27 protein-coding genes, 2 tRNA genes and 1 pseudogene are annotated in these 22,811 nt (G+C 46.8%); 4 read left to right on the top strand and 26 right to left on the bottom strand.

Annotated features, from left to right (window positions below):
* The 6 genes and pseudogenes from OCV62_RS05475 to OCV62_RS05450 all read right to left on the bottom strand — a co-directional run bounded on the left by OCV62_RS05475 (position 1) and on the right by OCV62_RS05450 (position 6,727).
* Positions 1–1,509 carry an alpha-N-arabinofuranosidase gene (locus OCV62_RS05475; protein ID WP_262585525.1) on the bottom strand — a complete coding sequence of 503 codons (1,509 nt, stop codon included), beginning with the start codon at positions 1,507–1,509 and terminating at the stop codon, positions 1–3.
* Between the two features lie 15 nt (positions 1,510–1,524).
* Entirely contained in the window at positions 1,525–2,226 is a 702-nt protein-coding gene (locus OCV62_RS05470) for an L-ribulose-5-phosphate 4-epimerase (protein ID WP_317258839.1), read from the bottom strand.
* 52 nt (positions 2,227–2,278) lie between these two features.
* Positions 2,279–3,880 carry a xylulokinase gene (locus OCV62_RS05465; RefSeq protein WP_262585524.1) on the bottom strand — a complete coding sequence of 534 codons (1,602 nt, stop codon included), beginning with the start codon at positions 3,878–3,880 and terminating at the stop codon, positions 2,279–2,281.
* Between the two features lie 176 nt (positions 3,881–4,056).
* On the bottom strand, positions 4,057–5,220 hold the full coding sequence (locus tag OCV62_RS05460; RefSeq protein WP_262585523.1) for an RNA-guided endonuclease InsQ/TnpB family protein: 1,164 nt from the start codon (positions 5,218–5,220) through the stop codon (positions 4,057–4,059).
* Positions 5,168–5,362: pseudogene (locus OCV62_RS18655) on the bottom strand (IS607 family transposase); the annotation flags it as partial. The pseudogene OCV62_RS18655 and the gene OCV62_RS05460, both read right to left, overlap by 53 nt.
* 525 nt (positions 5,363–5,887) lie before the next feature.
* Positions 5,888–6,727: a DegV family protein gene (locus OCV62_RS05450; protein ID WP_021914479.1), complete on the bottom strand. Its 840-nt coding sequence runs from the start codon at positions 6,725–6,727 to the stop codon at positions 5,888–5,890.
* A 486-nt stretch (positions 6,728–7,213) separates the two neighbouring features.
* Here OCV62_RS05450 and OCV62_RS05445 point away from each other — a divergent pair, with 486 nt between their 5' ends.
* Positions 7,214–7,705, top strand: coding sequence for a DUF5721 family protein (locus OCV62_RS05445; RefSeq protein WP_262585522.1), 492 nt, complete (start codon positions 7,214–7,216; stop codon positions 7,703–7,705).
* Positions 7,706–7,710: 5 nt separating this feature from the next.
* Here OCV62_RS05445 and spoVAE read toward each other — a convergent pair whose 3' ends face one another.
* From spoVAE to OCV62_RS05420, 5 genes are all read right to left on the bottom strand, one after another.
* Positions 7,711–8,067 (bottom strand): stage V sporulation protein AE, encoded by a 357-nt coding sequence (gene spoVAE / locus OCV62_RS05440; protein ID WP_262585521.1) that lies wholly within the window; start codon positions 8,065–8,067, stop codon positions 7,711–7,713.
* 125 nt (positions 8,068–8,192) lie between these two features.
* Positions 8,193–9,329 carry a DUF3810 domain-containing protein gene (locus OCV62_RS05435; protein ID WP_262585520.1) on the bottom strand — a complete coding sequence of 379 codons (1,137 nt, stop codon included), beginning with the start codon at positions 9,327–9,329 and terminating at the stop codon, positions 8,193–8,195.
* 188 nt (positions 9,330–9,517) lie between these two features.
* A complete protein-coding gene (locus OCV62_RS05430; RefSeq protein ID WP_021914707.1) occupies positions 9,518–9,889 on the bottom strand; it encodes a helix-turn-helix domain-containing protein in 372 nt (123 codons plus the stop codon).
* Positions 9,890–10,035: 146 nt separating this feature from the next.
* A tRNA-Trp gene (locus OCV62_RS05425) sits at positions 10,036–10,106 on the bottom strand.
* Between the two features lie 65 nt (positions 10,107–10,171).
* Positions 10,172–10,702 (bottom strand): VanZ family protein, encoded by a 531-nt coding sequence (locus tag OCV62_RS05420; protein WP_262585519.1) that lies wholly within the window; start codon positions 10,700–10,702, stop codon positions 10,172–10,174.
* Between the two features lie 315 nt (positions 10,703–11,017).
* Between OCV62_RS05420 and OCV62_RS05415 the strand changes: the two genes are divergently transcribed.
* Positions 11,018–11,090: transfer RNA gene (locus OCV62_RS05415), tRNA-Pro, on the top strand.
* 284 nt (positions 11,091–11,374) lie between these two features.
* Here OCV62_RS05415 and OCV62_RS05410 read toward each other — a convergent pair.
* The 4 genes from OCV62_RS05410 to OCV62_RS05395 form a co-directional block, all read right to left on the bottom strand.
* Positions 11,375–12,145, bottom strand: coding sequence for a GH25 family lysozyme (locus OCV62_RS05410; protein WP_262585518.1), 771 nt, complete (start codon positions 12,143–12,145; stop codon positions 11,375–11,377).
* 5 nt (positions 12,146–12,150) lie between these two features.
* Positions 12,151–12,411: a DUF6275 family protein gene (locus tag OCV62_RS05405; RefSeq protein WP_262585517.1), complete on the bottom strand. Its 261-nt coding sequence runs from the start codon at positions 12,409–12,411 to the stop codon at positions 12,151–12,153.
* 4 nt (positions 12,412–12,415) lie between these two features.
* Complete coding sequence (locus OCV62_RS05400) at positions 12,416–12,733, bottom strand: hypothetical protein (protein ID WP_262585516.1); 318 nt, start codon at positions 12,731–12,733, stop codon at positions 12,416–12,418.
* An 81-nt stretch (positions 12,734–12,814) separates the two neighbouring features.
* Positions 12,815–13,306, bottom strand: coding sequence for a phage holin family protein (locus OCV62_RS05395; protein ID WP_262585515.1), 492 nt, complete (start codon positions 13,304–13,306; stop codon positions 12,815–12,817).
* A 101-nt stretch (positions 13,307–13,407) separates the two neighbouring features.
* On the opposite strand from OCV62_RS05395, the gene OCV62_RS05390 reads away from it, so the two are divergent.
* Complete coding sequence (locus tag OCV62_RS05390) at positions 13,408–13,866, top strand: hypothetical protein (RefSeq protein WP_262585514.1); 459 nt, start codon at positions 13,408–13,410, stop codon at positions 13,864–13,866.
* Positions 13,867–13,929: 63 nt separating this feature from the next.
* Here OCV62_RS05390 and OCV62_RS05385 read toward each other — a convergent pair whose 3' ends face one another.
* The 4 genes from OCV62_RS05385 to OCV62_RS05370 all read right to left on the bottom strand — a co-directional run bounded on the left by OCV62_RS05385 (position 13,930) and on the right by OCV62_RS05370 (position 16,789).
* Positions 13,930–14,388, bottom strand: coding sequence for a hypothetical protein (locus OCV62_RS05385; protein WP_262585513.1), 459 nt, complete (start codon positions 14,386–14,388; stop codon positions 13,930–13,932).
* 75 nt (positions 14,389–14,463) lie between these two features.
* Positions 14,464–15,459 carry a site-specific tyrosine recombinase/integron integrase gene (gene xerA / locus OCV62_RS05380; RefSeq protein WP_262585512.1) on the bottom strand — a complete coding sequence of 332 codons (996 nt, stop codon included), beginning with the start codon at positions 15,457–15,459 and terminating at the stop codon, positions 14,464–14,466.
* A gap of 38 nt (positions 15,460–15,497) precedes the next feature.
* Positions 15,498–15,905, bottom strand: a complete 408-nt coding sequence (locus OCV62_RS05375; protein ID WP_317258838.1) for a putative ABC transporter permease — start codon at positions 15,903–15,905, stop codon at positions 15,498–15,500.
* A gap of 2 nt (positions 15,906–15,907) precedes the next feature.
* Positions 15,908–16,789 carry a DUF4376 domain-containing protein gene (locus OCV62_RS05370; RefSeq protein ID WP_262585510.1) on the bottom strand — a complete coding sequence of 294 codons (882 nt, stop codon included), beginning with the start codon at positions 16,787–16,789 and terminating at the stop codon, positions 15,908–15,910.
* Positions 16,790–16,918: 129 nt separating this feature from the next.
* Here OCV62_RS05370 and OCV62_RS05365 point away from each other — a divergent pair, with 129 nt between their 5' ends.
* On the top strand, positions 16,919–17,482 hold the full coding sequence (locus OCV62_RS05365; protein ID WP_262585509.1) for a hypothetical protein: 564 nt from the start codon (positions 16,919–16,921) through the stop codon (positions 17,480–17,482).
* Between the two features lie 2 nt (positions 17,483–17,484).
* Here the strand turns inward: OCV62_RS05365 and OCV62_RS05360 are convergent, their stop codons facing one another.
* The 7 genes from OCV62_RS05360 to OCV62_RS05330 are packed head-to-tail and all read right to left on the bottom strand — an operon-like array spanning position 17,485 to position 22,777.
* Positions 17,485–18,180 carry a hypothetical protein gene (locus OCV62_RS05360; protein WP_262585508.1) on the bottom strand — a complete coding sequence of 232 codons (696 nt, stop codon included), beginning with the start codon at positions 18,178–18,180 and terminating at the stop codon, positions 17,485–17,487.
* Position 18,181: 1 nt separating this feature from the next.
* Positions 18,182–18,337, bottom strand: coding sequence for a hypothetical protein (locus OCV62_RS05355; RefSeq protein WP_262585507.1), 156 nt, complete (start codon positions 18,335–18,337; stop codon positions 18,182–18,184).
* A 12-nt stretch (positions 18,338–18,349) separates the two neighbouring features.
* Positions 18,350–18,880, bottom strand: coding sequence for a PF13754 domain-containing protein (locus OCV62_RS05350; protein WP_262585506.1), 531 nt, complete (start codon positions 18,878–18,880; stop codon positions 18,350–18,352).
* A gap of 10 nt (positions 18,881–18,890) precedes the next feature.
* Entirely contained in the window at positions 18,891–19,778 is an 888-nt protein-coding gene (locus OCV62_RS05345) for an Ig-like domain-containing protein (protein ID WP_262585505.1), read from the bottom strand.
* Positions 19,779–20,186, bottom strand: coding sequence for a hypothetical protein (locus OCV62_RS05340; protein ID WP_262585504.1), 408 nt, complete (start codon positions 20,184–20,186; stop codon positions 19,779–19,781).
* Complete coding sequence (locus tag OCV62_RS05335; protein ID WP_262585503.1) at positions 20,174–22,366, bottom strand: hypothetical protein; 2,193 nt, start codon at positions 22,364–22,366, stop codon at positions 20,174–20,176. The genes OCV62_RS05340 and OCV62_RS05335 overlap by 13 nt, the downstream gene beginning before the upstream one ends.
* A 36-nt stretch (positions 22,367–22,402) precedes the next feature.
* Entirely contained in the window at positions 22,403–22,777 is a 375-nt protein-coding gene (locus OCV62_RS05330; protein ID WP_262585502.1) for a hypothetical protein, read from the bottom strand.
* Positions 22,778–22,811 lie beyond the last annotated feature (34 nt).

Genomic DNA, 22,811 nt, shown 5'->3' with positions numbered 1-22,811 from the left:
TCAGGAAATCCGCAGGCAGATGACGCTGCACGCAGGAATTTCCAGACTCAGGGTACCGTCCTTTTCCGCCACACCCTCAAAGGATTCTTCCTTCACAGCATCCGGCTCCTCGAACGTGTTATGCGCATTCATTGCGCCGGTCAGGATCTTTGCAGAAACAGTGCGGTTCTTCTTTTCCGTCAGCGCGATTTCCACAGGATAGCTCTGCTCTGCGGACAGATTCGCCAACGTAACCGTGATCGTGCCATCTTTCTGCACGGATACGGATTCCTGCAGCGCCGGAATGGAAAATTCGCCGTTTTGGATCGTGTCGACGCCGGTTAAGTCGCTGTGCAAAAGCTCTGCATCCTGATGATATTTATACATATGGAAAATATGATAAGTAGGCGTCAGAATCATCTTTTCGCCTTCTGTCAAAATCACGGACTGCAGCACATTGATAAGCTGCGCAATGCACGCCATCTTCACGCGGTCACAATGCTTGTTGAAAATATTGAGCGTCACGGCAGCTACAAGCGCATCCCGCATCGTGTTTTGCTGATACAAAAATCCAGGATTGGTTCCCGGCTCTACTTCGTGCCAGTTGCCCCATTCGTCCACTATCAGACCGATTTTTTTCTCCGGATCGTACTGATCCAGAATCGCGCCGTGCTTTTTGATCAGATCATCCATGTGAAGCGCCTTGCCAAGTGCCTGATACCAGCCGTCCGTTGTAAACTCCGTTGCAAAACCCTTGTTCATCCAGCTTTCCCCGGGAACCGTATAATAATGCATGGACAGACCGTCCATAAATCCATGGGCATCCTCGGGCGCAGGACTTGCAAAGCAGGTTTCCAACACCTTCTTCGTCCAGTTGTCATCCCCTGCGTTCGGGCCGCCACAGATTTTCTGAATCGGGGCGCTGTCCTGATAATGGCGCACATAGGTCTGATATCTGCGGTACAGGTTTCCATAATATTCCGGTGTCATGTTTCCGCCGCAACCCCAGTTTTCGTTGCCGACGCCAAAATAGTCCACCTTCCACGCCTTCTCGTGTCCGTTTTTCTTCCGCAGATCTGCCATTGGAGAAACGCCTTCAAAGGTCATATATTCTACCCATTCGGACATTTCCTGTACGGTTCCGCTTCCGACGTTGCCGTTGACATAGGTTTTGCAGCCCAGCTGGCGGCACAGCTCAAAAAATTCGTGCGTACCGAAGCTGTTGTCCTCGACAACGCCGCCCCAGTGCGTGTTAATCATCTTTTTGCGGTTTTCTTTCGGCCCGATACCGTCTTTCCAGTGATACTCGTCCGCAAAGCACCCGCCCGGCCAGCGCAGCACCGGAATCTGCATCTCTTTCAGCGCTTCCACAACATCCGTCCGCATGCCGTTGACATTGGGAATCCCGGAATCCTCCTTTACATACAGCCCCTCATAAATACATCTGCCAAGATGTTCGGAAAAATGTCCATAAATTTCCGGGTTGATGTGTCCTTCTGTTTTGTTCTCGTTGATAACCAGCTTTGCCATGTTGTTCCTCCTGTTCTAGTGTTTCTCCTGACCATAATAGGCGTTTGCGCCATGTTTTCTGTAATAATGCTTATCCTGAAGCTCCTGTGGTGCCGGCTTTACCTGCGGATTGATCGATTCTGTCCGGTATGCCATTTTTGCAACCTCTTCCAGCACGACCGCATTGTGTACCGCTTCTCTGGCATCCTTTCCCCAAGTAAAGGGGCCGTGGTTTTTGCACAGAACTGCCGGAACTGCCATCGGATCTTTTCCCATCCGTGCAAATTCCTCCACGATCAGCCTGCCGGTATTCTGCTCATAGGCTTCTGCAATCTCCTCCGGGGTCAGACAGCGCACGCACGGAATTTCCCCATACATGTAATCCGCATGCGTCGTTCCATAGCATGGAATCCCACGTCCTGCCTGGGCCCAGCTGGTGGCATAGGAGGAATGGGTATGTACGATTCCGCCGATCTTCGGAAACGCCCGGTACAGCTCCAGATGCGTTGCCGTATCCGAGGACGGGCGGTAGCTTCCTTCTATTTTATTACCGTCCAGATCCATCACAACCATATCCTCCGGTGTCAGCTGATCATACTCCACACCGCTTGGCTTAATGACAAACAGCCCGCTTTCTCTGTCGATTCCGCTGACGTTGCCCCAGGTAAAGGTCACCAGACCATACCGGGGCAAATCCATGTTCGCTTCATATACTGCTTTTTTGAGTTCTTCCAGCATCGTTTTCTCCCTGTTTTCTGCCGCTATTTTGCAGCATTGCACCTGCATCTTTTCAGAACGCCTGTACCGCAGCTTTTTCCGCCGCAAGGCATGCCTGATACTGCTTCGTATACGTCTCAAAGCCTGCGACATCCGCCGGATCCGGCTCCATGGTCTCTGACTTTCTCTCAGCAAATACCCGGCTGTCCAGATAATCCCCAAGGCTCTGTCCGTCTTTTTTGAAAAGCATGTACGCCGCCAGAAGCGCCATGCCCCAGGCGCCGCCCTCTCCCGCCGTCTCCATCACGGAAATCGGCGCGTTCATGGCTGCCGCCAGAATACTCTGTCCGACGCCCTTTGTTTTAAACAGTCCGCCGTGTCCGGTGATGGAATCGATTTTCACATCCTCTTCTTTTAATAAAATGTCCAGACCGATCTTTAACGTCACCAGTGACGCATATAAATGTGACCGCATAAAGTTCGCAAGTCCCAAATGACTGTCCGGTCTGCGCAAAAACATCGGACGGCCCTCTTCCAGACCGGTCACCGGTTCCCCGGAATAATAATTGCAGGCGATCATGCCGCCGCAATCCTTATCGCCCTCCATCGCCTTTTGATAAAGTGTGGAAAAAAGTTTATTTTTATCTGCTTTAATGCCAAAACATTCTGCAAACTCCGCAAACAGCCCGACCCATGCGTTCAGATCTGACGTGCAGTTGTTACAATGCACCATCGCAACGGGATCACCCGCAGGCGTTGTCACCATATCAATTTCCCGGTGCATGGCAGAAAGCGGCTTTTCCAGAACAATCATCGCAAACACGCTCGTCCCTGCGGACACATTGCCGGTGCGCTTTTCCACGCTCTTTGTCGCGGTCATTCCGGTTCCGGCGTCTCCCTCCGGCGGACACAAGGGAACCCCCGGCTGCAGACACCCGGAACGATCCAGAAGCCTTGCGCCCTCTTTCGTCAGCGTGCCTGCCATTTCTCCGGCACGCAGCACCTTCGGTAATATTTCCCGCAGCTTCCAGGGAAATCCTTTGTCCGCCACGAGCGCATCAAATTTCTGCATCATTTCTGCATCATAATCGCCGGTTGCAGAGTCGATGGGGAACATCCCGGATGCCTCTCCGATTCCGACAACGCGCTGTCCGGTCAGCTTCCAGTGGATGTAACCGGCGAGGGTGCTTAAATAGTCGATTTTTTCCACATGCTCCTCGCCCTTTAAAATCGCCTGATACAGATGTGCGATGCTCCACCGCTGCGGAATGTTGAAGGCAAAGCATTCCGACAGCACAGCAGCCGCTTCCTCCGTCATCGTGTTGCGCCATGTCCTAAACGGCACTAACAGCTTTTCCTCCCGGTCAAATGCCATATATCCGTGCATCATTCCGGAAAATCCGATGGCTCCCAGGCGGGTCAGCTGGATCTGATAGGTATTTTTCACATCTTCCGCAAGTTTGTCGTAGCTGTCCTGCAGCCCTTCCCAAATCTCCTCCAGACGGTAGGTCCAGACACCGTTTTCCAGACGATTCTCCCATTCATGGTCGCCAGACGCAATGGGATTATGGTTTTCATCGATCAGCACCGCCTTGATCCGGGTCGAACCGAATTCGATACCCAGCACTCCGCGCCCCTCCTGAATACAGGAAATGATTTCTTCTCGTTTCGTCACATCCGCATCCGTTACTGAAAACTTATAAAAAGTTATAAACTTCTATGTTTCATTCCTACTTCAACGAGTATGCTTTTGACGATATAAATATCTATCTACTCACAAGTTCTTGTACTCTCCATAGGCGTAAATTCCGGACTAACGTATCCGTACATATTTGCATTAACGTTTCAGTCTTAGCTTGCAAATTGTTCTCCATAAGCCTTGAGATTTATAGATGCCTGGAAATCTCTGTCAATCCTATTCCCACACTCACATCTATAAACTCTGTCAGATAATTTCAAATCTTTTTTGATGTTTCCACAACAGCAGCAAAGCTTTGAGGATGGATAAAACCGATCCGCCACAATAAGCTGGATCCCTTTATCACTGCATTTGTTTTCAAGCTGTTTTCTAAACCCAAAAAATCCCTGTTCCTGAACTGCTTTGGATAAATGTCTATTTTTCATCATTCCTCTGACATTCAAATCTTCAATACATATAAATCTTGGCTTTCGATTTACGATCTCCGATATGGTCTGATTCAAATAGTTTTTACGGATGTTTGTTAATCTGTGATTTCGTTTTAATAAAAGTTTTTCCTTTTTGATTACATTATTTGTTTTACAGTAACTTTCTCCTTTCTTATTTTTCTCGTAAGAACGAGAGATACTACGCTGTAATCTGCGTTTTTGTTTTTCTAATTTCTTTACTTTCTGACTCTTATTGATGTTCTTATACTTAACAGCATCAGAGCAGACAGCTAAGTCTTTGATTCCTAAGTCTATGCCGACTCCATCCTCATTCAGCGTTTCCCTGCAATCAGGAAATTCCACACATACACTGATCCACCAATTCACCCCATCAAAGGATATTCTCGGATTCCTATATTTAGCATCTGTCGGAATACGTCCATGTTCTGCAAGTCTTACCCAATTCCTTTTTTGCTTATTTGCCTTCCTGCTGGAAGAAAAGCCTTCAAATTTAACGTGGGTATTACTGAATTGTATCTTAACGTTGTCCTGATAGAATTTCGGCATGGATCTCTTTCTGGACTTGAATCTTGGGAATTTTTGCAAACCCTTGAAAAAGTTCTGATACGCAGTACAGGCATCTTTAATTGCCTGCTTGGTTACATTGTTAGAAATATTCAATAACCATGCGTATTCCTCAGAATGTCTAAGCCTTGTAAATTCTTTTCTGAGTTCTGAATCCGAAATGAATTTGCCGCCTTTTTCATAAGTTTCTTTTTCCCTGGCCAAAGCCCAGTTATAAGCAAATCTTGAAGCACCTGCGTACTGAAACAGCTTAGTTTTCTGTACATTGTTTGGGATCAACATTACTTTTATGGCTTTTACCATCGGTCTCCTCCTGCATCAATTCTCGGATAAATTTCTTCGCTTTGTTCGCTCGTTTTCCTTGTAATTTGCAGCTGAATACTGTGATTATTTGAACCAGATCTTCAACAAATTCCTTCCGTTCAGATTTTTCAGTATTATCCATCTGTCATTCTAAATTTGTTTATGGCTGGAAACGCGACAATATCCAATTGTAATGCGGTTTTTAGGCTTTACATTTATTACCTGGTTGAGTTGCTCATCAGAATAATATTTACTCAAAGTATCAACTTCTTTCAATAATATTCTGCTCTAATATCTCAGAAAACTCAACATCTACTTATATGATTTTATAATTTATATTTAACTGTTGATAACCTCCTTATTCCGGGAATTTCTATTCCGATTTTCTGCCATTTTTGTATGTTTTCGATAATTTTATAGTAAAAGATCGCAATTTAATTGTCAATCTGTTCTTTAGGATTTTATAGAATATTTTATTTTTTTATGAACCACAACCTTTTCATTTTCAACTGCGCCTTTTTCCTGTTCCAGCTGCCTCGTTTTGCGTACAACCGGAAAAACACCGATCCTTCCAGTGATGAATAAAAAACAATAAAAAACAAAAAAAGCGGCCGCACATTACCGCACAGCCGCCTTTCATTTCTCTTCTTTTCGTATTTCCTGTCCGTCAGATCGTCACGATAACGCCGCCGTCATTGGCATACATGCTGCTGACGCCCGCAGTATCCATAATCACAACATCCTTTACAGAAACCTTGGAGGTCACCATCCGCTTCACGCTTTCTGCACGCTCCGGGCAATTACAATGGGTGATCATCAGGGTCTTTTCCTCCGGTCTTGCCACATTGCGCACCACTGCGTCTGCCATCTTCTGCAGACCCTTACGGATGCCGATTCCCTGCCCGATCTGCTCGATCCTGCCGTCCATCGTGCCTGCCATAACGGGCTTGATGCTCAGAGTAGATGCAACCAGTGCCTTGATACCGCTGAGTCTGCCGTTTTTACGCAGAGTTTCCAGATTATCCAGGACAAAATACGTATTCATCTCACTGCGGAACGCTTCCAGACGGCTTACCACCTCTTCAAAGGGAAGTCCCTGTTCCTCCAGGGAAGCTGCCAGCAGCGCAAGCTGTGTCTCTCCGCAGGAAGCCGAACAGGAATCCATGACGTAAATCTGTTTGGACTCGTCCTCTTCCAGATACATCTGCCTTCCGACCATGGCACTGTTATAGCTTCCGCTCAAATTGCCGGACAGCGTTACCACATAAATATGCTCTGCCTCCGATTCAAACGCCTGCCGATAGCTCTCCGGCGACGGACAGGAGGAACGCGGGCACTGGGGACATGAGGCAACCTGCTCCAGAAATTCCTTCTGATTAAAATGCTCATCGTCCATAATCCGGTAATCGCCGACCTCCAGACCAAGCGGTACGATTTCAAAATGCGGATCCTTCTTATATTTCTCCGGCAGCTCACAACAGCTGTCCACAACGATTTTATAACTCATGTTTTCCTCCATACCGCAGGCGCTTTGCGCCTGCCGCACCACGGCTTCTCGTATATTCTCAAAACCAATCCATGTAGTTTTCATTACTACATATGATAACACGTTCTGACTGTTCCTGTAAAGGGTATTTCCAAAAAACCCCATCTCTGATATACTGATACCACAGTTCACTCGTGGATTTTTGAAGGAAGATTTCGTGCTCGCACGAAAATCTGACTGAAAAAAGCTACGAAGGGAGCGCCGCTTCATGAGCAAAAGGAGCTGCGCAGCAGCGGGAAGCGTCGCAGACGCGTTTTTGCGAATGGCGCGGGTGAACTGTTTCACAACCGACCGGCACGCATATCACAAAAACCGCGCAGCAGCACAAAGCGTCGCAGACGCGTTTTTGCGAATGGCGCGGGTGAACTGTTTCACAACTGACCGGCACGCATATCACAAAAAACCGCGCAGCAGCACAAAGCGCCCGCGGAATGGAGGATTGATTATATGACCGCTTTTCAGATTCTTGAAATGAAGCATTTTATGGCGAAGCTTTTGACAGAGGATTGCTTTGACTCTTTTCTGCTGGAGAAGGCTTCGGTTTCCTGCGCCGTTTCCTATGAAATCGACGGGCGCGTCAATCCCGAATTTTATCAGGACGATGAAACGCCGGACGCCGGCTACCTGTTTCTGCCCTGGAAATTCATCCGTCCGGTTCTGTTTCAGATGATCCGCGGCAAACACACGCCTCTTTCCTTCAAATTCGTCCTGCATCTCATGCCCCAGTATGTCCCCGGCGTCATGAAGGGCGCAGATCCGTCTTTAAAACCGGAACAGGTTCAGGCGCTGGTCCTGACCATAAAATATGACGGCTCCGCCATCCGCCTGACGACCGGAACCGCCTTTTCTTCCTTTGTCTTCGATAAAACACTGGACGCGCAGTGGGACAAAACCATGCGCCAGTTTCTTTCCCGCAAGGAAATCGCCTGCAGGGAATAATACTTTTATCTTTTCATTTTAGGTTTAAAAACAAGGCTCGCCAGATATCCGAAAATCAGCGCCGCCGCAGTTCCGGCAGCCCCTGCCTGAAAGCCTCCCGTAAACAATCCGAGAAATCCGTCTTGTTCCACCGCTTCTTTTACGCCCTTCATCAACGTATGCCCAAAGCCAAGCAGCGGCACGCTCGCCCCTGCCCCGGCAAAATCGACAAAGGGCTGATACCAGCCAAGTGCGCTCAGCACTGCGCCCGAGCAGACCAAAAGCACCATAATCCGCCCCGGCATCAGCTTCGTCTTTTCCATCAAAATCTGCACCAGCGCGCAAATCAGACCACCTACCCAGAATGCATTCAAATAGTCCATCGCCCACACGCCCCTTTCCTTTTCCCGGCAGTTTCTTTCCAAAAAGCACCGCCGTTTTTGTCAGGATGCGCAGCAGATTCCTGTTTTATACACTCTGAATAATGTCTTGCACGCTTTTTAGACCGTCACTCTGCGTCCACCGTCACCAAAACATCCCCGTACAGCACACCGTCATAATAATCCAGCAGCAGCTTCACCACACCGTCATACGCTTTCATGCCTTCTTCCACTCCGTTTAATTTCAGAGAAGCCGTTGTCGCCGCGTTGGAAACCTTTTTCGCTGTTTTGGTACTGACAACCGCCTTTTTCTCGACAGTCTGCCATGCTTCCTGGGTCAAAAACATGTTATCCGCATAAACCTGTGCAGAAATCTGCGGATGCTTCGCGTATTCTTTCCGGCTCTTTTGAATGCTCTCACGAAATTCTTTTTCCACATAATTGAGTACGCCCATATAGCCGCTGTAGCGGAAAAATGCATCGTCTGAGTTGATACAGGCAAGATATCCGATCAGATTCGCCTCATCCTCCTGCATAAAGCCCTTTAAATGTGCAAATTCATGACAGATCACTGAGGGCTTATTTACAATATACATCGTTCCGTTGTAGTTTGCTTCCATGGAAAATGGGAAATAGTACCCCATCCTATAGGTCTGACTGAGCAGCTCCGAAAAATAAATCTCCTTCGGCTGCGGATAATAGCCCTGCAGGCGTCCATAATCTGTGCCGACCTGCTGCATCGCCTCTACAGCCGCCTGATTCATGTCTCCCTTATAAATCAGATAGCCGTCTGCATCCCGCTCCATCTGCTCTGCAAGCTCGTTGGCATTGACCACAATATAATCCCGCAGCACAGCAAGCTCTGCCTTGGAGTAGTTCTCACTGCGCACCTGCTCCATATACCGATCCTCAAACGCCGAAGAATGATACAGCAAAAAACAATTACAGGTCATAACCCAGACGAGTGCCAGAAAAATCCAGGAAAATGCGCAGGAAAAGCTGTGAAACAATTTTTTGCTCCACGCTTTTTTTACAGTCAAACGCAAAAATCCTACAGCTGCAAACGCTGTCAGGAACAAAATCCCCAGCACGATCATGCTCTCTCCGACGCTGAACGGAAAAACCGACATCACCCGCGTGGAAATGCTGCTCCATACCGGAAAAACCGATTCCGCATAAAAATCGCAGAAGCTGCTGCTTTTCCACGCCAACACATTTAACGCCAACGCTGCCAGAAACAAAATGCCCCATACCTTTTTTTTCAACTGATCATCCCCTAATCGTCAACCTGTCCTTGTACCTTCCTACTATCCAGTATATCCGGTTGCCGCCGATAAGAAGCTGAACGATTTGTAAACGATTATGAACATTTTGTGACAAAAAAGAATCGGTTGTTCACCGATTCTTCTCTCTTTTTCACAGTACTTTTTTATCATTTCATTTTTTATTTGTGCTATTTGTTGTTTTCTCTCTGCATCATGAAGTTCGGATACAGCAAATGTTCTACTTCCGCAAAAATCTGATACATTCCATCCGCATGGTCTGCCAGCCTGCGAAGTGCCTCCAGCGCCGGATTATTCCGTCCTGCCAGATCATCCAGCGAACATTCCAGTGCATTTGCAATCTTCAGAATACTGATAAAGGATGGTCTGCCGATTTTTCCTGCCATCAGATGCTTTACGGTTTCATAAGGAAGATCCGCTTTATCCGCCAGCGTCTTCATCGACCAGTTCCGGCGGATCATCTGATACCCGATATTTTCAATCAGCTGATCTGTGACCTGTGCATAATACCCATTCTCCTCTAGCGTATGCTTCTGTTCCATAAAAAATCCCCCCGGCTGACAGCCTAAAAACAAAGCCCGAAACGAGCTGCTACAATAGAATGCACGCTCTGCGAGCATTTTATTGTCATGAATAAAACAAGAAAAAGCCAGAAAAGATATCGTCTTCTCTGACTTTCCCGCAATAGCAGGGGCAGTAGGAATCGAACCCACATCGACGGTTTTGGAGACCGCTGTTCTACCTTTGAACTATGCCCCTATCGAACTGACAAGTGATATTATAGCACGATACTTTCTAATTTTGCAAGCCTTTTTTTTACTTTTTTATACAAATCTCTTTTTTCTCCGTTCTCTGCGCTTTTCCATCGAAAGGGGTGCAAATATCGTTTTTCTCCCAATAAATCCGATGATCCTTGTCATATAAATTCCGGTGATGCTTCCTGCCGTATCGATCGCCACGTCCCGAAGTGCCGGCGAGCGTCCTGCCACAAACATCTGATGGTACTCATCCAGCCCGGCAAACCCGGCACAGAACAATCCGGCAGCGAGCACGAGCCAAAAGCCCCGCAGCCGATAAACATACAAGGGCAGGGAAAGTGTCAGTCCCAACAAAAAATATTCGCTAAAATGTGCCATCTTCCTTACGAGAAAATGAATCTCATCTACATACACTCCCACCTGCTCGGTATCCAGATTGCCGGAGGTCAGCTTTCCCAGCAGGAGCACCACCTTTTCACTGACCAGCATACTCAGCTGTCCGGATTCGTCCGCCGTCTGGGCGGAAAAGGAAAAGATCATATACATCACGCACAGCGCCGGTACAAAGGATAAGGGCTTTAATAAAAAACGAAACATCTTCTTTATGGTCAACCAGAAATATTTCATGTTCACTCCATTCTGCAGATCACAGACAGCTTATCGTATCCTTTAGGGAGCCTTTGCTCCGAGCTTACCGCCTGTCCTTTTTGTGCCTGCCTTTTGTCCGTTTAATATAGTCTATATTTCCATTTCTTGCAAGAAAGAAACCCTTAATTTTTTATGAACAGCTCAAACGGTACGAGTGAACTGTAACAGAAAAACCTAATTTGTGAAGTTTTTTCAAATTAAGTGTTGACTTCTGTCCGATTATGCTGTATCATATCATTTGTCCGGTTGAGAAATACGGCACATCGGGGTGTGGCTCAGGTGGTAGAGCGCTTCGTTAGGGACGAAGAGGCCGCAAGTTCAAGTCTTGTCACTCCGACTGATTAAAAACCGTTGAGTTTTGCGACTCAGCGGTTTTTTGTTGTATTTACGCGGTTTTCTGGACTTTTAATATTTTCTTCTTATACTGTTTAGCGTATTTATATATGCTTTTTTATATTATTTTGTATCCCCATGCAACACGAAATGCAACACGAGTTTTCTATTATTTCTTGCTCTTTTCGCATTTTTTATTTTCATTTATATTTCGTTCAAAAGTAGATATTGCCATGATTTAAGGCACAAAAAAAGACCGGAACACCCCTCAAGTGCCCGGTCCCTCCGTTACTCCACTATTCTCACTTCATGAATAATCCCGTTAATTCCCATTGCTTCAAACTGCTGCCGGAGAATCTCCGCCTGCTCGCGTGTCCAAACATCTGCCACCGATACTGTATAGATCACGCCCGGCTCCACCGCAGGCTGCGACCACAGCATCGGATCCTCATAGGCTATGTCAAGGTCTACATCGCCTTTGATGCCCGGGATCTCGCCGCAGCTCGTGTACTGCCACCCAGATATATCACCGTCAACATCAGGCTTGTATTTCTGATCCGGCTCATCATCAAACCGCATTGTACGATAGCCGCGATAATAACGTGCTATCCACAACCGCGTCCCGGCAAACGCATTAAAGTCAAACCAGCGCTCCTTATACACATACAACCCAACATACAGTCCAAAACCGTACCCTGCTGCCGTGATAACCTCCTGCGCCGCACGGATACACTCCGTCAGCTTTGCAGCACCCAGCGGCCGCAGCACGTCCTTGTCCTCTACATCCCACCAGACCATACCGGTCAGATGATGTGACCTCAACAGTTCCACGACCTGCTGTGCTTCCTGTCGCGCTGCGTCCTGTGTAGCTGCGTAGGTATACTTATATACAGACACAGGTATATTGTGCTTCCGACATCCCTCCAGATTTGTAGCAAACTGATGGTCTGCCTTGCCTGATCGGCGCACACTACGCAAGACCGCAAAATCTACGTCCTCGGGGATCTGTGCCCAGTTGATCGTGCCCTGGTTATCTGATACGTCAATTCCTTTCCACATAAGCATTACCTCACCACAAAATTCTCCCATTTTTTGTAAGCGTCCACATAGGTTTCCTGCTTGTCACCGTTATTGGTGATCTCATAATACATACCGTCAGAAACATTTGTGCTCAGCAGTGCCTTGTGGTTCTGAAGCGTCTTGCAGTACCAAACCACGAATACGTCATCCCCTGTAATCTGCTTCTGGTCAGTTTTGTCCGCGTGGCTGTTGAAATAATCCACTACAACCTGTTTACTTTTTTCTAAAAACTCTTTGCTTCCCATACTCTTAGTCCTCCGTATAATCTTCGATCACATCAATCCCATACTCAATGGCACAGGTATTTTCAATGCGGCAGCCTCTTGCGTTTTCCCATCCTTTTGCAAAATACGCAATGTCCGCAGTCGAAAGCAATTCCAAAGATTTTCCCAAAAACCACAAAGGTCTCGCATCCGCAGGCGCGCTCTGGAAAAACGAATCAATAACCTCTATTTCTTCGTCTTCTACAAAATTTCTCTTTGCGCTGGCGATTGCCTTTTCCCTCTCTTTTAAAATTTCCTCATCTGTTTTGCCTTTCATCGGCTGTGAAATAAAAAGTTTTTTCATGCTCTGCTCTCCTTATTATTTTTATAGGGCGACCGAAGCCGCCCCAGAATCACGCTTAACCCTGCGTGGGAGATTATCGGATCACTGTATCCTTTCTTCCGTTCCATCGCCCTGAGAATCAATCTTATTCTTCAACACAGAGACATATTTCATCAGCCATTCCGGCACTGGTGCTCCCATGCGTCCTGCATTTTCGATTATGGATAATAATTCGTTAAGGACGTACCATACTGCTACCAACAGTCCAAAAAATGCCTTTGTCGCTACTTCAAATCCTGCCTCCGCTGCCACTCTGAGAATCAGATAATCAACAACCATCGCCACAGCAATCACGCACAGGTAGCCTACTTTTTTGATGATGCCCTCCGCACCGCGCCGGGAACACCATCCATACGTCGGGTCATCCGGATGGTCAAGGGCCTCCCTCTTGCTGGCCAGCATCCCTGTGATGTAATCCATAACCATCATTCCCATCAGCACGCCCATGACTGGGAGCAAAATGCCCATTTTTGCCGACAGCCATGCAATAAACGCTGCTACCGTCCCTTGAATTACAATGTATACCTGTTTCATGTGTTCCTCACTTTCTCCCTCGTTTTGGAGGGTAAAAAATTAAGACCCTTGCGGATCTTATTAACATAGTTTTTTTATTCCTTGCTCAACTAAGTAGTGATTTGGGCGGTCTGTCTTTTGGTCAGGATGCAGACGGCAGCTGGGGATACAGGATTGGAGGTGCTGATCCAGTAATCCCTTTTAAAAGTTCCAAAGTAGCGATGGGAGGTTTTAAATTTCTAGGCAATAACGGGAATCCGAATGGCGCGACCGTCGATGTTGGTTTTAAGCCAGATTTCATCATGTATGGATTTCTTGGCGGAAGCGATATAACCAAAGCTTTTTACAATGGGAATAGCGGAAACGATCGAACTCTGGTGCTGTGGTGGACTGAATTACAAAATGAATTCATCTGGGATTCTGGGTCTTCAAACCCGCCAAAGTGCATCAGAAGATCATTTCCTACTGGCCCAAGTACAGGAAACCGGCTCGCGTTACAAGAAGTAACGGATACTGGGTTCAAAGTATACGGCGGATACGGTTCAGGTGCGGCATTCTATGTCTGTATTAAACTTGAATGATTTACTTAAAACCAAACGCCCTGACAGAAGTAATAAGATAAGTATCGAATGATTGCGCCGGTGTTACGATAAAGCATAGGTTGTTATTGTCGTGGCTTCGTAGGAATGCCCAACATTTCCGGAATGGCTGGCAGTAACAGCAAGCTTTATATGATAATACCCTTTGATATTTACAGTTACATCTGCATTAAGTGTAGTTATCTTTTGGATTTGTTTATAAGTGCTTGTACCAATAGCAGTACCATAAACAGTCACAGAATTTGCATTTCCTCCATTGGGAGGAGTTTTTACGTTTAAAACTAGTGATACGTAATCTCCAGTATTGTTAAAAATATAATTCCTTGTCATTACAGTTCGGTCTCTTACTGCAACGGTTTCTAACGTTCCGCCAATCCCGCTGCTACCCAATTTTTTTCGGACTGCATCAGCACCTACTACATAAAAATTATCGCCTTCCTGCTCAAATGAGCAGCCACCCAAATCACTACTTAATACTCTCGCCCGCCCCTGCCACCGTTGCACCGGTGCAACTTACACCTACAACCTCTCTTAGACCGTCTTGCGGCGGTCTCAAAAAATCCATATGATGTGCTCACATCATGTTGCCATAAAGCGACGATGTGATGCCCGTACCTGTTCCTTTGTTACTGTACAATAGATTCGCGTCGTCTCGATTTTGACATGCCCCAAAAGCTCTTGCACCTGCTCGATCGGCATGCCCATGCGGAGCAGATCTGTTGCCGATGTCCGCCGGAACCTGTGCGGATGCACTTTGCTTACCCCCGCTGCACTCCCGATCTTTTTTAGGATATTTCTGACTCCGGATTTTGTCAGGCGTTCGTGCGGTGCGCGCGTTCCTACAAACAAGGCCGGATTGCCATCTGTCCTACTTTCCAGATACTGCTTCAGGTGCAAATGTGCCCGAGCGTTAAGATACACCTCCCGCTCTTTATTGCCTTTTCCCAATACCATGACGTCATCAGACTCCCAGCAAATATCGTCCCGATTCAGCTGGCATAATTCTGACACCCTGACCGCACTTGAATATAAAAATTCGACTATGGCCAGATCGCGCTCTTGCTCACAGGCACAGCGCACCTTTTCCAGCTCTTCCGGAGACAACGGCTTTTTAACATCCTGCTTATACTTAATCGGTTCCAGCCCGTCCACCGGATTACGAAAGATTACTTTGCGACGCTGCAGCCATCGGAAAAAGCTGTTAAATACCAGGCGCATATTGTTCAGATATCTGTTCGATACCTTGCGTAACGCACGATACTTGTACATGTACGAAATCAGGTCGTCGTCCTCTATATCTTGCACATTCTTTGCAACATACGAGAGCATTCGGCTTAAATGCAAATTGTACTGCTCTATCGTTCCCGTGGACTTCCCGTTTTGTCGGAAACCATCCAGATACATTTGCAGATAATTTAACCAGTTCTGATCCGTTCGCATCAGAGTGGTTTCTCTCTTGCGAATGTCGTATCCGCACAGTTGCACACGCACAACCTCTTTCAGCCTCATTAACTGTTCCTGCGTCAAAATCGCCGTCATTTCCCGCAAAATATCCATTACGATTTGTTCTTTCATGGCGCACCTCCTGCCACAAGAATAGCAGAACGTAGCTTCTAAAACAGCCTGTAATGTGGCTTTTCTTCCTTGAACAGCCAATATCTAAGGTAATCGTCCAAAATCACAGCCATACCTGAAACAAGTACCCACAACAGCGAAAACGGCAAACATATCTGCCCCAAAAGATTGAGTGGCAGATGGGAATAGTCCCAGACATTCCAGCCAAGCCACAAGTTTACGATACAACCGGAAACAAATTCGATCCCGGTAACCACAAAGCTCCCGATAATGCACTGTTTCCAGAAAGCCATTTCCCACGGAATAACCTCGTTTATAAGTCCAATCAGGTAAAAGCATAATCCACCAACAATAAACATTGTCCAGTGGCTACGACCGCGGGTTACAATTTCCAGAAGCGTATAGATCAGACCGCCGATCATCCACAAGATTAGCGGTCTTACCATTCTCATGTATTCTGAGCCGCAAGCATCGCTTTCAGCGGCGCACTCTGGTACTGCTCCGGAATGTCAGTTCCGTACTGGATCGCCGCCACAGCAACTTTATCTTCGATACTGCGGATGTAAATTCTTAGATCGCGGAAATAAGTCACATGCCATGTCACAAATTCCATAGCCGCGGTTACAATCAGAAGCATATCCGCATTGCTGTAAAATTTGCAGTGTTCCTTTTCATCACTGGTGTGCCAAGGGATATTTTCTGCGCCGGCTGCTACCTGCGTCTGCAACCCCATCAAGCTGGTCTGATCCTGCCCGGTAAGCGTAAAGTGTTCGGTTGTTCCGTCGCTAAGAATAACATCCAGCCCGCTTGCAATAATGCTCTGCTGCAGCGTATTCATTTCTGTCACTTTCGCCTCCTGTACTTCCTCTAATGTAGGTACATATTCAAAAGTCGCATGATACACAGTGCTCTCCTTTACCGCTCCGGATTCCGGGATTTCCGGAACCCATCCCACGAATACATAATTCTGTTCCGGTTTCGGTGTAGGTATATCCAAATCCGCATAATCCTGCACCACTTGATCTGTCTCGCCGTCTAAACTTCCGCCTGCTTCCGCCCGGAAAGAAATAATCTTCTCCGGCTCCGTGTACACACTTCCATCGTTCGACAGTTCATAGCCGTTTTTTTCCGGACAATTTCGATATACCGTAGTATATGCGCCATATTCTCCGATAAGTAATTCCCCTTTGTCATCCAGATAAGTGTCAAAGCCGCTTGTATTTGTGGATATAGCTTCGCCAAGAGGAAAGGCAAGCGAAACAATATTTCCTTTCGGTTCGATGAGGCATTTTACAAAGTCTTTTGAATTTCGGAATTTAATATATGCCATATCATTTTCCTTTCATAGCAAAAAGAACCCTACTGGGTTCGTTTACGGGTTACTTCATTAAGTAGTGATTTGGGCGGCTGCTCTCTGGAGCAGGACGGAGTCGATTTTTACATTGTAGGTGCTGATGCAGTGCGAAAAAAATTGGGTGAAACGCCAGAGTATTCGGTTCTTGACTGTGGCGGAGTAGACTTTAAAGAACACGAATTTGGACAATGGCATCACGGATATCATTTTACAAAAGTATCTGAAATTCCTAATTTTGGATCTATGGTTCATGGAAAAGATTTCTTCATTGAAGTGTACAATGGAGGAACGAACCAATTAAACGCCGGTATCGGTGTTTCCTATGTAAAACATAGCAACTCCGAACTTGTAATGACATCCGTTAATGGTTTAAAAGGTCTTTATGTCAAAGTTTATTATATTAACAACAGGGCAATACCAGCACCGTCTTCTTTTCTTAAATCAATCGATTTCACGATTGCATCTGGAACTGCCACCAAAAATATTTTATTGGCTGATATCCCTGATGCTGGAGAGATTGTTTGCGCTGGTCTTGTATCAAGAGGGTGGGAAGGATGGAACGCTCTTAACGTGACATATACAACAGAATCCGTAACAATCACCTTTAGCACCTCAAACAATAGCGGAAATGCGTATGGATCGGAGATTGTAAGAGTCTGGTATCGCTAATATTACTTAATCATAAGTTTGTAAACATGTCCGTCACCAGTTCCTCCGTGCCTAAAATTAACTTTTCCGTTCAAAACAGGGTTCGCGATTAGCGCGAAAGAATAGCTTCCACCCGGCTTATTACATACAATGGATGGGCCACTAACCCCGCTAAGTTCGATCGATACCACGCTACCAGCCGTAACCGCGAATAGTGCAAGATAAGAGTAAGCCGCATCTTCCGCGGTCATTGTATAATAATGTAAAACGTTCGGGTTTCCAGCAGCTACAACATACGGAATCGAAATTCCGTGTTCGTAATCAAAGTCCGGATCACCTTTAAAAGGGGTTACTGTATCCGCACCTCCCGCTTTGTATCCCCAGTTGCCATCCGCGTCTTGTCCAAAAGACAGACCACCCAAATCACTAATTAACTGAGCAACTGGTTTCGCGCCTGGCACGAAACCGTTCTGGTTTACTGCCGCCAGCGTTTTGTAATCATCAATCACCCGCGCTTGATCGACGCTCTCGTTGATCGCTTTATTCATCTCGTTCACCTGTGCCTGCCCGAAAGTATTTCCAAGCTGGTCGTAGGTGGTCGCATCCTCAAATGTGTATGTACCATCATCGTTCTGCGTAATGATCCATCTTCTTTTCCCGTTCATGGATTCATTCAGAATATCATCCATAAAGTTCGTAGGCAGTACCTGTTTTGCCATTTTATTTCAGTCCTCCTTTTTCCTTTCCCAACGTGTAAGGGAGCCGGTACATCGTCGGCTCGCTGGTAAGTTCTTTAACTGTCACCGTGATCAGGAACTTTTCCGATGTGCCAACAGGATTTTTCGACACAGTAACTTTTGTGATTGCGATTCCCACAGACACACCTCCTTACAATACAGCAATATGCACTTCCTCTACAAATGTCTCATTTGTAATGTGATATGTAATAGTCAGCTTATACCGTCCTTTTTGCATTGGCGCTATAAGTGCATCTAAAACATGTTCATCAATAACCACATTGCCGCTGTCTTCCGGATCGTTTGCGCCATCCTTCGTAAGGACATACGACGCGCTCGATATGTCAAAATCTTCCTTTTTTCGCGAGACTACAAGCAGCCGGATATGCTTGCTTTCTCCATAATCAAATGTCGCCGTCATGCGCATGCCCTCCCGGAAACTACTTTGCAACAGCTGCACGCTGTACGGGAACGGTTCCAGTTTTACCGCAAGCGCGCCGAGGTCAACTGTCAGGATATATTTTGTACAAAACGTCTTATTTCCCGCTTCATCGACTGCTGTCAGCTCCACAGCGTAGGCACCGCTTTTTACGCGGGGGATTGCAGTTACCCACAATCCTCCCGCTTTGCGTTCAAAAATGATAGTCTCGCCGTTTACTTTTCCTGTCAGCTTTACGACCATATCATTTTCCTTAGTCCGTTACGGATACGGAAATGATATAGGTCTTGCCTGCATCTACGGGGTTCGGAGTAATTGTAACCGCAGAAATAGCAGGTGCGACTGTATCCAGATACAGGTTTCTGGTAATCGTTGTGGTAACGCCGGATGCGCTTGTGGACACAAACGTGACAACGTTCTTGCCTTCCGCTGCCAGATCGAAAGTTCCGGAGAATTTGCCGTCCGCAATTGTTACATTCTGTGCAGTTCCGTTGCCCACCTTTACGGTCAGCTTCGCGCCGTTTGTAGTACCTGCGAAGCTTACGGTCTTCGCCTTGAAGTAAGCGCCTTCTGCAGGGCTGGTGATCGCAAGGTTCGGAGCTGTAGCCAGCACGTTAAAGGTCAGGGTCTTTGCACCTGCTGCGTTACCGTCATTATCGGATGCGGTTACTTTTACAGTATGTGCTCCATCGACAAGGGCTGTTGTAACAGTATAGGTAAAGGTATAACCGTTTGAAATTGCCGAATTGGTAAGTCCTGTAACTTCCTTGTCGTCGATGTACAGTTTCACAGTACTTGCTGCCACACCGGAATCTTCATCTGTTACGTTAAACGTAATTGTGGGCTTGTTGTTTGCAGTAAGCTCACCGGATGTAGGTGATGTAATCGCAATGATCGGCGCAACCTTTTCTTTTACGGTCAGGCGCAGATTTGATCCAAGCGTGCTGTGTTTATCATTCACCGTGGTTGTATTTCCAGCCAAGTCCTCCGCGGTTACAGACACCGGATAATAATGTCCTGTCTGCTTATAACTGGATTTTGCCGGGGCTGTGATCGTCGCCTCATACTTTCCTGTCGAACTGTTCAGCGTAAGGACTGTTGTTACGCCGTTAATGACGGCTTTTACCTGTTTTACTCCCATTTATTTAACTCCTTTCAAACTGCCCAAGCGTACACTCAGGCGTGGTAATGTTTTTTTATGGTTCTGACCAATTTCATATAGTCGCAACGTTGCAGATTCGATTCTGTTCAGTTCGCTGCTGTCGATAAATGGCCCATTGTCAAAAAATGTTTTTGTTGTCCCTATAACTTTGTTATAGGATGTCTGGTTTATTGCATCGAGGTTTCGTTCAAACACATTAAATTCCCGTGCATAATACCAGCTGGAATAGTTCTTTTCTTCGCCCATGCTTTCCAGCGTAAGCGGGGCGTAAATCTCATTCACCAGTTCTCCCAGCACTGCCAGATTGTTCCGGATACGATTGTAGGATTCCGGGTTCAGTCTGTCTTTTGTCGGGTCCCAGTCCGTTTTCGGTTCTATCCAGCCCATTTGTTCCTCCTGGCTTTCATTTTCCCTTCCCAGCTTCCTTTATAAGTAAGCTGTACTTCATGTGCGCGTATCAGCGCAGTGTCCAGATTCTCCCGCTGCAGATAAAACAGATCGTTTGCGTCTACACGCGGGTCACCGCGGTACTTAAATTCATACTGCAGGTTGTTCCGGTAATATCCCGCGATCCACTCTTCCAGATCAGCAGCGTGCAAGTCGGTGCTAACAAGCTGGTTTTTCCATTCTTTTTCTGCCCCAATCGTATCGTGCTGCACCCTGTAATTTCCTTCATAGACCGTGTATTTATGCCCTTTCAGGGTGTATTTCACGGTCGTAGACTGGCTCACGCCTGAAAACCGTAACTTTACATAATAGCTATAGCTTTCTGCAATTTCGCAGCTGATTTCCTCCTGATCCAGCTCAACCGCATAGCCGTATGCCGGATCATTCATGGTGATTTCCAGCTCCTGCCCGTCCGCATCCACGATGATGTCACCGCTACTCAGGTCTTCCACTGTCTCCGTCTCTGCGTAAACCCATTTCTTTATGGTCAACGCTTTTAATCTGGTGTCCACCGTTCCAATCGGCGTATTTCCCAGTAGCTCCCTGTCATCCAGGACATAATCCGTAACGTTTCCGAGCTGCAGCTTGTCCAGCGTCACACGGCTACCCGGAATAGACTTCGTAAAAGTAATTTCCATCCGGTCAAAAAGCTGCAGCTCTTCGTCCAGCACTGCATTCAGGTCAGGGGTTACCACGGTATAAACATCTACCGTTTCGCCGTTGTAAAAGGTTCGCACAACAACCTCCTGTGGTGCGACTGACCTAAAATTCAGCTGCAGCCCATAGCAGGTATACCCAGCTTCCAGCACAACATCTATTTTCGGCGGTGGGTCAAAAGTGCCGTCTGCACCAGCTACAGAATCGCTCACATACCCGATCGAAAGATATTCTGTATTCTCCGGCAGGAAGTACATGCTGCCGTCCGTCGTAGAAAAATCTCTGCTTCCCATTGCATACGCGTCTACAGGATCGTCCATGAGGATATTCTCCACCCGGCTGAACGCCGTTTGATTCTCCGAATTTGCATTCACATCAGGCAAAAAGGAAGACCGGAGGGTTATCTTTTTCCTCCGGTCTTGCGTCATAATGCAACGTCCCGCATTTGCGATCATCTGCAGCGCTTCTGTATGTTTTACAATGGGGATTGGATTTTGAACCGTTACCTTTTTCAAATACGGGTCGATAAAATATTCTCGCGGGTCTACTTCTGCATCCGTGAGCACGTCCTCTGCCAGCGCGTACAGGCTAATCCCGTTCGGGTGATAAGTGCCCTTGTGGTATTTCCCGGTCATATTGTCAAATCGGTCTGTCGCCGTGAACTTTGCCTTTTGATCGTCCGCCGACCATTTTTTAAGGTATCCGTTAAACGGGTCGAGCCATTCGATTTTGCCGTCGTTATTTACATCATATCCAAAATACGCCCGAATCTCCTGCCCGGTTTCCAGAAACCGCACAGCACTTTCTGGGTTGTCCGCGTTGTAATAACGATCCAGATTCCCGATCGTCACAGTCATGTCCTGCGACGGAAGTTTTTCCGAAATCGGGGATACAACGTCCTTATAAGTAAACGCTTGCACTTCCTTGTCCGTATACACATTCGCAATCCCGCAGATAAATTCTTTTACACGCAGCCGCCCAGCGCCGTTGACCATTTTGGTAGGCGTAATGATCAGATACGTTGTCCCGTAAAATACATCTTCGGTTACCCATCGACTTTTCTCATTTCCAGTGTACGCATGCGTCCCATGATCGTTTGTGACTGTAAAATCAACCGGATAGCATTCTCCGAAGTCTATCGTAAGCCCTTTAATATCCAGTCCCTCATGCTCAAACACTACATATAAGGTCCCAGATAAATCCTGCGTCACGATGCCCTGATTAAAAAAATCAGCGGTCGGTGATTCCGGCAGAAAGTACATGCTGCCGTCCGTCTTTGCGAAATCCTGTTCAGCGGTGGCATAAATATGGTCTACCGGGTAGGAATCGAACGGTTTATTCGCATCCGCAAAATATACGAAATTATTCCGAATATCCTGCGCAGATACAAGCTTTTGTGCATCTTCGTTTATGATCCCGAGATATACCTTTATATAGCCGATATTCCGCCATATCTGTTTCATGGAGGTCTTATATTCTTTTGATACATGCTGCATTCCTCACACCCCGCAATCAATAATATTCACTTTGCAGTTCCGGTATCGTGTCGGTTTGTCCTCATCATCGATCCAGTACGGCTCCGCGCTGCGATCCCCCGGATACATCTTTAAGGTTATCCAGTCCTGTGTGATGGGATCCGGAAAGGTTACCGGCACACCAAAGCCTTCGCGGAACTTTTTTAAGATAAACGACCACTGTTCTGCCGACAGCATGGGCCACTTCAAATTATTGATTTTATACTGATCTCGGCTGATTCGCTGCCCGACAACCTCCGCCTTTGTGTCCCTGGCAGAGTTTACAGGAGTTGTGACAATTACGTTCAGTCCTCTTTCCGGGTAAGGAAATTCCTCTCCGTCTACATAGATGTATGCCACAAATTACTCACCTACTTTCAAAAAGCGGGACGCT

Source organism: Gallintestinimicrobium propionicum (genome assembly GCF_025567525.1).
Classification (GTDB): Bacteria; Bacillota; Clostridia; order Lachnospirales; family Lachnospiraceae; genus Gallintestinimicrobium; species Gallintestinimicrobium propionicum.
The sequence above is the reverse complement of the archived record's forward strand: the minus strand, read 5'-3'. Positions and strand labels throughout refer to the sequence as shown.